10 protein-coding genes and 7 tRNA genes are annotated in these 9,925 nt (G+C 53.2%); all 17 read left to right on the top strand.

Features of this window, described 5'->3' with window-relative positions; all coding sequences use genetic code 11:
• Window positions 1–105: 105 nt before the first annotated feature.
• Window positions 106–179 (top strand) — tRNA-Asp (locus tag ACO4XG_RS09310).
• A 19-nt stretch (window positions 180–198) separates the two neighbouring features.
• A tRNA-Val gene (locus tag ACO4XG_RS09305) sits at window positions 199–271 on the top strand.
• A 23-nt stretch (window positions 272–294) separates the two neighbouring features.
• Window positions 295–366, top strand: a tRNA-Thr gene (locus tag ACO4XG_RS09300).
• Window positions 367–388: 22 nt separating this feature from the next.
• Window positions 389–470: transfer RNA gene (locus tag ACO4XG_RS09295), tRNA-Tyr, on the top strand.
• Between the two features lie 56 nt (window positions 471–526).
• Window positions 527–600 (top strand) — tRNA-Met (locus tag ACO4XG_RS09290).
• A gap of 5 nt (window positions 601–605) precedes the next feature.
• Window positions 606–678, top strand: a tRNA-Phe gene (locus ACO4XG_RS09285).
• A gap of 53 nt (window positions 679–731) precedes the next feature.
• Window positions 732–804 (top strand) — tRNA-Lys (locus tag ACO4XG_RS09280).
• Between the two features lie 57 nt (window positions 805–861).
• Window positions 862–1,500: an endonuclease III gene (gene nth, locus ACO4XG_RS09275; protein WP_308509408.1), complete on the top strand. Its 639-nt coding sequence runs from the start codon at window positions 862–864 to the stop codon at window positions 1,498–1,500.
• Between the two features lie 569 nt (window positions 1,501–2,069).
• Window positions 2,070–2,603, top strand: coding sequence for a tRNA (cytidine(34)-2'-O)-methyltransferase (locus tag ACO4XG_RS09270; protein ID WP_308509407.1), 534 nt, complete (start codon window positions 2,070–2,072; stop codon window positions 2,601–2,603).
• A gap of 134 nt (window positions 2,604–2,737) precedes the next feature.
• Entirely contained in the window at window positions 2,738–3,100 is a 363-nt protein-coding gene (locus ACO4XG_RS09265) for a hypothetical protein (RefSeq protein WP_009533735.1), read from the top strand.
• Between the two features lie 164 nt (window positions 3,101–3,264).
• Entirely contained in the window at window positions 3,265–3,447 is a 183-nt protein-coding gene (locus ACO4XG_RS09260; RefSeq protein ID WP_485129692.1) for a transposase-like zinc-binding domain-containing protein, read from the top strand.
• 309 nt (window positions 3,448–3,756) lie between these two features.
• Window positions 3,757–5,778, top strand: a complete 2,022-nt coding sequence (locus ACO4XG_RS09255) for a hypothetical protein (RefSeq protein ID WP_308509405.1) — start codon at window positions 3,757–3,759, stop codon at window positions 5,776–5,778.
• Window positions 5,779–5,781: 3 nt separating this feature from the next.
• Complete coding sequence (locus ACO4XG_RS09250; protein WP_308509404.1) at window positions 5,782–6,357, top strand: guanylate kinase; 576 nt, start codon at window positions 5,782–5,784, stop codon at window positions 6,355–6,357.
• Window positions 6,350–7,333 (top strand): DNA polymerase III subunit delta', encoded by a 984-nt coding sequence (gene holB, locus ACO4XG_RS09245; RefSeq protein WP_308509403.1) that lies wholly within the window; start codon window positions 6,350–6,352, stop codon window positions 7,331–7,333. Before ACO4XG_RS09250 ends, holB begins: the two co-directional genes overlap by 8 nt.
• 6 nt (window positions 7,334–7,339) lie before the next feature.
• Complete coding sequence (locus ACO4XG_RS09240; RefSeq protein ID WP_308509402.1) at window positions 7,340–8,311, top strand: PSP1 domain-containing protein; 972 nt, start codon at window positions 7,340–7,342, stop codon at window positions 8,309–8,311.
• On the top strand, window positions 8,308–9,039 hold the full coding sequence (locus ACO4XG_RS09235; RefSeq protein WP_308509401.1) for a tRNA1(Val) (adenine(37)-N6)-methyltransferase: 732 nt from the start codon (window positions 8,308–8,310) through the stop codon (window positions 9,037–9,039). Before ACO4XG_RS09240 ends, ACO4XG_RS09235 begins: the two co-directional genes overlap by 4 nt.
• Window positions 9,040–9,108: 69 nt before the next feature.
• On the top strand, window positions 9,109–9,909 hold the full coding sequence (rsmI, locus tag ACO4XG_RS09230) for a 16S rRNA (cytidine(1402)-2'-O)-methyltransferase (protein ID WP_308509409.1): 801 nt from the start codon (window positions 9,109–9,111) through the stop codon (window positions 9,907–9,909).
• Window positions 9,910–9,925 lie beyond the last annotated feature (16 nt).

Below are 9,925 nucleotides of genomic sequence, written 5' to 3'. Positions count from 1 at the left end.
ACGTTCAGCTGACTCTTACTAATCGGTCGAGGGTTTAACCAAAGGGTTTGGGAAAAGAGATGAATAGATAAAAAATTCTGTGTGCGATTTTCAGGGTGTAAAGATGGCCCGATGGCTCAGTTGGTTAGAGCGCCGCCCTGTCACGGCGGAGGTCGACGGTTCAAGTCCGTTTCGGGTCGCTCGGTTTGATACATATTAGGGATCTTAGCTCAGCTGGGAGAGCATCTGCCTTACAAGCAGAGGGTCACAGGTTCGAGCCCTGTAGGTCCCACTACCAAAACCAATCTATGTCGTGCCGATGTGGCTCAATGGCAGAGCAGCTGATTTGTAATCAGCAGGTTATCGGTTCGAGTCCGATCATCGGCTTTGGTATCAAACCAAACAATATGGGGGAATTCCCGAGTGGCCAAAGGGGACAGACTGTAAATCTGCTGGCACTGCCTTCAGTGGTTCGAATCCACTTTCCCCCACTCCGCGGCAAACGCCGTGAACAAACAAATTGGTGTGGCAACACATCACATACTATCGCGGGGTAGAGCAGTCCGGAAGCTCGTCGGGCTCATAACCCGGAGGTCGCAGGTTCAAATCCTGTCCCCGCAATTTATGCCTTGGTAGCTCAGTTGGTAGAGCGGAGGACTGAAAATCCTTATGTCACTGGTTCGATTCCCGTCCAAGGCATTTTTCTTTTATCTAAAGGTATTCCATATCAATAGTTTTAGGTGAAGAAAGATGGGATACTAGCTCAGGTGGTAGAGCACTTGACTTTTAATCAAGTTGTCGCGGGTTCGAGTCCCGCGTATCTCAGTCGTTTGTCAGGTCATCGCAGTCTTGCGGTGACTTTTTTTGTGATTGGAGGAAACATTGGAGAAAGAAGAGAGACGCATTCGACAGATTATGGATCGTCTGAATGTACATTTTGAAGACAGATCCATGGAATTTTTGACAGAGCGGGAGCCGTGGAAATTGTTACTTGCGACCATACTGAGTGCGCAGTGCACGGATGCGCGCGTCAATCAGGTAACAAAGGTCTTGTACCAACATTACTCGCGTCTGGAAGACATTGCAGCGGCGAGCCAAGAAGAAATAGAGCGAGAGATTTACACAACAGGGTTTTATCATAATAAGGCAAGGAATCTGCGCGCCTGTGCACAGGCGTTACTGCTTCGTTTTAACGGCACCGTACCGGATGAGATGGAGGCACTGTTAACCTTACCCGGGGTCGGCAGGAAGACGGCAAATCTGATTCTCGGAGAGATTTACGGAAAACCTTCCATTGTTGTCGATACGCATGTCAAACGCGTCTCGAGACGCCTGGGACTCGCGACGGCGACCGATCCGACCAAGGTGGAAGCGGAATTAAAGACAGTTCTTCCGGAGTCGTTTTGGATTCTTTGGAATACGCGGTTGATGGCGCTCGGAAGAACATATTGCATGGCAAAAGCACCGAACTGTGCGGCCTGCTATTTGTCAGACCTCTGTCCCAAAGTGGGTGTAGAATAATAGCTGTTCTGTGTCAGAAAAGGAAAGATTAGGTGTTCATAAAACGCGGATATACTGCAAGATGCCGTTGCAATGTGTGACGACAGAAGGCAAAGACGATGGCCGGAATTGCCGGATAAACACAACGAATGTTCGTATTCTGTGAAAGCTGAACCCAGCCGACCGAATGACAGCGAACGGTAGCAAACAGCAGGGACGGTAAAAAACGGGGTGGATCGAATGAAGGATAGTTACAGCGTGTGATTGCAATCTGTGAGAACAGCAGAGGAAAAAAGCAGCAAACCAGATTGCAGGGAATGAAAGCGAACAGCCGCAATCTGTAGGGCGGCAGAAAAACCGGGATAGATCGAATGAAGGATAGTTACAGCGCTTGGCTGTGATTTGCAAGAGATTTCACGAGATGAATATGGTGAATTTGCTTCCGGTAAGGACAGCGTGTATCCGCGGTTCGAAAAGAAAAGTGGTGTGCATTGGCAACTTGCGGGGGATGCAAAGGCCGGTCACGTTTTTTGAGAATGCCCGGATTGGCGGTTCTGTGAAGACAGAGAGATGAGAAGGGAGAAGAACAGATGAATATTGTGCTACACGAGCCGGAAATACCGTTTAATACGGGGGCCATCGGGAGAACCTGCGTTGCGACGAACACGGCGCTGCATCTGATTAAGCCCTACGGTTTTTTTCTGGGAGATAAATATTTGAAGCGCGCGGGGATGGATTACTGGCAGAAACTCTCGCTCCGTGAATATGATGATTATACGATATTTTTGGCACAGCACACCGAACTTTCCTTCGGACAGAAGAAGGCAGGTAAAAAATTGTGGTTTGCGACGACCAAGGCGGAGCAGACCTATACGGATGTGAGTTTCGGGCCGGACGACTATATTATGTTCGGCAAAGAGTCTGCGGGGATTCCGGAAGAAATTCTGGCAAAACACAGAGAAGCTTGTATCCGCATCCCGATGTGGGGAGAGATTCGCTCGCTGAATCTCTCGAATGCGGTTGCCGTGATTCTATACGAGGCGCTTCGTCAACAGGATTTTGCGGCCTTGGAGAAGCAGGGCACATTGCATCGCTTACACTGGGAGACGGAGACAGAATATTAAGTTTTATGTAAGCAAACTGTTAAGATTAAGGGTAGTTCTTATCTTGAATCCGACGAGTATACAGGCTAAAATATAAAAGTCTTCAAAAGAAAGGGAACGGAAGTTCCCGGAAAATACAGGAGGAGGAAAATAAGATGAAAAAGGCATTGACTGTGTTTGCAGCGGCGGCGATGGTTTCTGTGATGATGGCATCGAATGCATTTGCATACATCGGCTGGGTTAGAGATACGAGATTCACACCGGAGAGATGGTGGTACTCGACGCAGGACAATTTCGGTGACTGGTACCGCGGCGAGACCGGCAAGGTCAAGTGGGCTTGGATTGACAGCAACCACGACGGTCTTGAGGAGTGCTACTGCTTTGGCGATGACGGCTGGATGAAGGCAAACCAGAGAACGCCGGACGGCTACTATGTCAACGAGAAGGGCCAGTGGACCGTCAACGGTGTTGTGCAGACTCGTTCGGCACATTACTATGCACCGGGCACAAAGAAATAATGAATTGAGCGTGAGAGGTCTCCGGATGAAGGTCCGGAGGCCTTTTTTTCAGTTTGAGAGTTATAGGACAAAAAGAGTTGGTAAAATGTGCTTCAAACCCTTACTATACAAGGCTTTTCTCTGCTTACATCTTCCTTGAAACAGTATGTTTGGAGGAAAAAGTCATGAAGCATGCTAGCTGTCTTTCTTGTGGTGGGCCTTGCATTAAATATGGGAATAATGAGTCCGGGATCCAACGGTGGCGCTGCAATGCCTGCTCGATGATTATTACACCCAAGTTTGATCATGCGGCAAAACAGCTACAAGCCACAGAAAAAGGTGGAGAATTCAATCCCTATGTGGGGTGATGCAATCGTATGGAGTGAACTCCATAGGACAACGCCTTATCCCGAACTCTGGAGCCAGCACCAACTCTTTTTATCCGCTTAGTCGAACCTTGTACGAAATACGGGAAGAAGAGCCCGGAACTTAGCGGTGGCGCTGCAATGCCTACTCAATGAGGAAAGTTCAATCTCGACATGAGTGGATGTAATAACAATGAAAACCGCCTGTTGCCCTTTCAATAAAGAGTCGAAAGCTTCTTTTTTGGCGGTATGGATAGAGTTCCCTTCTGACTCATGGTAAAATAAAAGACTGGTGAAGAAGGAGGGACTGTATTGAACACACAGGCGGGGCTGCTGCTCTCAGATGCAATCCGGCGTGCGCGGACAGGCGAAAACGCAGGTTTCGAAGATTTATACCTTCTCAGTTATCAGAAAACATATCGGGATATTCTGGCACTCGGCATTTCGGGCGAGGCGGCCTGGGAACTGTTGGCAGAGCTCTATGTCGAGGTCTGGCAGAAGCGCGCCAATCTTCCGGAAGCGGGGATTTTCAGATCCTGGCTTCGCGTCCTGCTGCGGGACTGTCTCAAACAGCGGGGCAGAGAGATTCCGGCGACACTCGAATTTCCCGCAGATTATACAGTAGAAAAGGGACTCACGGAAAAGGCCACAACGGTATTAATTGCGCTCGAGGAGAGACTCGGTCTGCTCGGCGAGATCAAAAAGCGGCGTCCCGGAAGTCATTTTCAGACGAATATGCAGTGGCTTCTGACACTCGGCACGATTGCCGCAACCGCTGTTGCCGTGTCGCTGCTTTTTGGATTTTTAAACCGGGAATCGGGAGCGATTCACCGCGCCAAGGCAGTTGTCAGCAGTGCGGTCGAGACCAGCGCGCAGACGATTTCCGCGAGCAGCGGAGCTCTTGCCTATACGGGTTGGAATGAGAGCGCCAGGGGGCGGAGTTATCTTACGGCAGGCGGGCAATGGCTCGAGAGTTGCTGGTTTGAGGACGGTGATACACTTTACTGTTTTAACGAAGACGGGTATGTGCTGACCGGCAATCAGAACATGGAGCATGAAACCTTTCACTTCGGAAAGAACGGAGCGCTTGAAAACATTACCCGCGGATTAGAGCGGGAACAAGGTCGCACGGTGATTTCCGAGAAGATGAAAGAGGCCGGCAAGGCAGACGCTGCATCCGGTATTATTGCGAATTCCATTACGATTGACGGTGACTGGATTTACTACCTCTACATGGAGGCGGACAATGCCGCGCTGCCGAGTCTGCTCCGTGTGCGCCGGGAAGGCAGTGACACACAGATTATTGCGGACAAAGTGAGCGGGTATACCGTGCAGCAGAAGGCGGTCTGGTACGCGCGCGAAAATAAGATTGAGCGTTTTGCCAAAGAGGGAAGCGGCGCCGCAATCGGAGCCGGTTTCTATGTGGAAAATGAGGACAATCGGTATGTGCTCATGGATCGCTTCGGAAAACGGGTCAGCGAGGACATGCAAAGTATCAACGGGCGGCGCTATATTCTGTCAGATGCGGTGATTCAGGATGTGATACCGGAGACCGCCGTGGTCGGCACACAACATTTTTATGCGGCAGCGGCCGGTGAGAGTCCTTCTGTTTTGACGGATGAGGGAAAGGAGTTTCTGCGCCACGGCGTCGCAATCGATGCGATGACAGCATTGGATGCGGACCTCTACTACAGTGTGATACTCTCGAAAGAAGGAGCGACACCGTCCAGTCAGATCTGGAAAATCAATGTAAAAACCAAAGAGGCCGAAGCCGTGAGCGGCGTTTTTCCGGGGCGCGTGGTGCGCATGTTGCCCTATTCCGAGACCGATGTTATCTACATGGAGTACCGACCGGGTTCCCTGGGATCGGTCTATGGCCAGCTCGCAATGATACGCGGCGATGAGAGTTATCTTCTGAATGACAGCGCAATCCGGGTAGGGGATTTCGGCAAAGGCAATGATCGTCTGCTCCCAGTCTGGGCGATGGACGACAGTATTCTGGCCTACTGGGAAAACTGTGAGCCGGGCGCAACGGTCAACGCCGAGGTCAAGGTACTGAATTATCAGGCGGTTGCGGTGCCGCTCACGAAGAAGCGGCGTCTCGGAAGTTATCAAAAGAGCGACAAACCGTTGATTGCGCCGGAAAAGGGAAGTCTGCCGGAGACAACGGCAGAAGAGAGTCCCGCCATCGTCGAGTCGACAGAAGCAAAAGCCCGACAGGTGGAGTCGGTTCCGACCGGAGAGAATTTTGTCGGGGAGCAGACGACCGACTGGATGGAACCGCTGAACGGCAGCCGGGATTACGGCATTCTGGAAGCGCCTGCCGAGGATTAAAACATGCATATTTTTTATCTGATGGGAAAGAGCGCGGTCGGGAAGGATACCGTTTATCAGAAATTACTGGTCAAGTTTCCGATGTTGCGTCCGCTGGTTCCCTATACGACGAGACCGCAGCGGCAGGGAGAAGAAGAGGGAAGAGAATATCACTTTGTCGGAGAAGAGCAGTTTCTGTGCCTGCGGGAGAGCGGCCGAATGATTGAAGAGAGGGCCTATCGGACGGAAAAAGGGCTCTGGCGCTACGGCAGTGTCGCTGAGGAGGGGGTGGAAGCTGTTTCCCAGATCAGCGTCGGTACGCTCGAGAGCTATCAGAAATTCTGTGCCTACTTTGGCAGGGAACGCATGATACCGCTCTATCTGGAGGTGGCAGCCGGAGAGCGGTTGCTTCGCGGTTTCAGGCGGGAGAAAAAAGAGGCGGAGCCTTGTTATCCGGAACTGGTGCGGCGTTTTCAGGCGGATGAAGCCGACTATACGGAAGAAAAGTTGTCGGCCGCCGGTATTCGGAAGCGCTATGAAAACCTGGATCTGGAGCGCTGCCTTGGCGAGTTGTATGAGGTTGTGTTACAATATGTGTGATTTTAAAGATGTACCGGGGCAGGAAGAAATCAAGCGACAGCTTGAGATGAGTGTGAGAAGAAATCATCTCTCGCACAGTTATCTGTTGCTCGGCGAAAGGGGTGTCGGCAAGCTGACCATGGCCCGGGCTTTCGCAAAACGTCTGCTCTGTACCGGTGAGGGACCTCGGCCCTGCGGTCGCTGTCACAGTTGCATTCAGATTGCGGCGGACACGCATCCGGATGTGGTCACCATACAGCGGGATAAGACAGCGCTCGGCGTCGATGCGGTGCGGGAACAGCTGGCACAGGAGATACGGATTCGCCCCTTTTCCGGCGAGCGGCGTATTTTTATTGTTCCGGAAGCGGAAAAGATGACGCAGCAGGCGCAAAATGCGATTTTAAAGACGATTGAAGAGCCGCCGGACTATGCGATGATTCTTTTGCTCGCAGAGCAGGAAGAGGCACTGTTGCCGACTATACGGAGCCGTGTTCTGCGGCTCGTGTTTCGCCCGGTTCCTGAGACGGAAATTCTGGAGAGACTGCGAGCGGCAGGCACGCCGCCGGAGCGGGCCGAAGAGGCAGCGCGCTTTTCGCGCGGCATCTACCGCCGGGCGGAAGAATTGGTACAGATAGAAGAGGTTTATTCGCGATATCGGAAGACACTGGAGCTGCTCCGGGAACTGCCGGGTTGCGACGAGACGGTCTTTCAGCGCACAGAGGCGGAAGTGGCATCGCTCTATGCGGAGCCGGTAAGTTTTCTGGAATTTTTGCGTCTGTACTATCGGGATGTGCTCTGTTGCAAGAGCAGCGGAAACAGTGCGGCACTCATCTTCCCCGGGGAAGAACAGACCCTGATTCGTGCGGCAAAGGCGCTGTCCTACGAGCAACTGGGCGTTATTTTAAAAGAAATCGAGACGGCGGAGGAGCGTTTGCGGCTCAATGTGAGCAAGGAACTCACATTAGAGCTTTTGCTTCTCGCAATACGGAGGGAGTAATCAGAGATGACGGAGGTGATAGGTGTTCGCTTTCGCGAAGTCGGAACCATCGAGACCTATAGTGCGGGGGAAGAACAATTCCGGCGCGGCGACCATGTGCTCTGTGAGACACAGTGCGGCGTGGAATACGGAACCGTGATTCTTGGCAATTATACGCTCTGCAGCTGCAAGGAAGAGAACCCGCCGCAGGCCATCCTAGGCCGGGCAACGGAGGAAGATGCCGTGCGGGCGGCTGCTTATAAGAGTAAGGAGCGGGAAGCGCTGTTGTTCTGTCGGAAAAAGGCGGAGGCGCTCGGGCTCGATATGAAAATAATCTCGGTGGTCTTTTCGCTTCGAGATGACAAGGTGCTGTTCTTTTTCAGTGCAGATACGCGCGTAGATTTCCGCACTTTGGTCAAAGAGCTCGGCGCCCAGTACCAACGCCGCATAGAATTGCGTCAAATCGGTGCGCGCGACGAGACCAGGTTGCTCGGAGGCATGGGAAATTGCGGGCGAGCGCTCTGCTGCCACTCCTATCTCTCGGAATTCATGCCGGTTTCGATCAAGATGGCAAAGGAGCAGGGACTTGCTCTCAATCCGCAGAAAATCAGCGGTGCCTGCGGGCGCCTCATGTGCTGCCTGAAGCACGAGACCGATACCTATGCGGAACTCAACAAGACCCTTCCGCGAAAGGGAGACAGTGTGCAGCTCTCGGACGGCGTGTGCGGCGATGTGGTAGAGGTCAGCGTCCTGAAGCAGATGTTGCGTGTCGCCTGTTATGTGAACGGGGAAAAGGAACTACGGGATGTCGCGGTCGCGGAAACGACAATCGTCGAGCGAAAGAAAAAAGGTATGCCGCCGGCACAGAAGCGTGCCGCGGATGCGCAGCGCGAGAAGAAGACCGGAGAAGCCGCGGTCAAGCAGCGTGACGGAAAGGAAAGACCCGGAAAGCGGAGCGGTGTCCCGCAACAGGAACGAACCCGGGAGAAGAAAAAGTGATTCCGTTAAAGGCAGGGGAGCGCATTGATGACCTGCAGCGGAGTGCGCTCGGAATCATTCAGAATCCGGCGCATTTTTGCTTTGGGACGGATGCAGTGCTGCTCAGCGGGTTTGTACGGGCGTCCGCAAAGGAAAGAGTCGCGGATCTCTGCACGGGCAACGGGATAGTTCCGCTCCTGCTCTCGGCGAAGACGCGCGCCAAAGAAATCGTGGGGGTTGAGATTCAACCGGAGATTGCGGATATGGCAGAGCGCAGCATAGCGATGAACGGTCTTTCGGAGAGAGTCCGCATACTGTGCGGAGATCTCCGGGAGGGGATTCTCGGAGTAAGCGGAAGCTTTGATGTGGTGAGTTGCAACCCACCTTATATGGCGCTTGCGCGGGGAGAACACAGCCAGGCGTCGAGCCGTGCGATTGCGCGCCAGGAACTTTGCTGTACCCTGGAAGAGGTGGTGAAAGAGACAGCGCGTCTCCTGAAAAACGGTGGGCGCGCTTATTTTGTATACAGACCGAATCGTCTGGATGAACTCTTTGCGGCTTGTGCACACAGGGGCCTCATGCCCAAACGCATGAAATTTGCCCACCCGTTTCCGGACCGAGAGGCAAACCTGGTACTGCTGGAAGCAGTCAAAGGCGGCGGTCATTTTTTACGGGTGGAGGCGCCGATCATTGTATTTCGCGCGCCGGGGGTTTACACGGACGAAATCCGGGAGATTTACGGATATTAAAAGGAGAGAGCAGTGGAAGAACGCGGAAAAATATACCTGGTTGCGACGCCGATCGGAAATCTTTCGGATATGAGTCCGCGCGCCGTTGAGACGCTGCGGGAGGCGGATCTCATTGCGGCGGAGGATACCAGAAATACCGTTAAGCTCTTAAATCACTTTGAGATTAAGACACATATGACGAGCTATCACGAGTACAACCGGACCGAAAAAGCCTATGAACTCGTGCGCCGCGCGGAGCAGGGAGAGACCATCGCGGTCGTGACCGATGCGGGCATGCCGGCGATTTCAGATCCCGGTGAGGTGCTGGTGCGCATGGCCTTGGATGCGGGCATCGAAGTCACGATAGTCCCGGGGCCCTGCGCGGCAGTGAGTGCGCTTGCTGTCAGCGGGCAGCCGACCGGGCGCTTTGTCTTCGAGGCCTTTTTGCCGCAGGACAAAAAGGAGCGCAGGGAGAGATTGGAGGCACTGCGGGATGAGACGAGAACCCTGATTCTCTACGAGGCGCCCCACCGGCTCGCAAGGACACTCGCGGAACTTACAGAGGTGCTCGGCGGGGAACGGCAGCTCAGTCTGGTGCGTGAACTCACGAAAAGGCACGAAGAGGTGCAGCGGGGCAGTTTTTCACATTTCCTGCAGCGCTATGCGGACGAAGCGGGACGCGCGGAAATTCGCGGCGAATACGTCCTGGTAATTGCCGGTAAGAGCGAGGCGGAGCTGCGAGCAGAGGAGGCAGAGGCATTTGCGGATCTCACACCGGCCGAGCATGTCGCCTGGTATGAGTCGCAGGGCTTTGACCGCAAAGAGGCCATGAAAAAAGCCGCAAAAGACCGCGGAATCAGCCGCAGAGAACTCTATCACATGTTGCTCTGATATGTTACACTAGTAA

The organism is Stomatobaculum sp. (genome assembly GCF_057248925.1).
The sequence above is the reverse complement of the archived record's forward strand: the minus strand, read 5'-3'. Positions and strand labels throughout refer to the sequence as shown.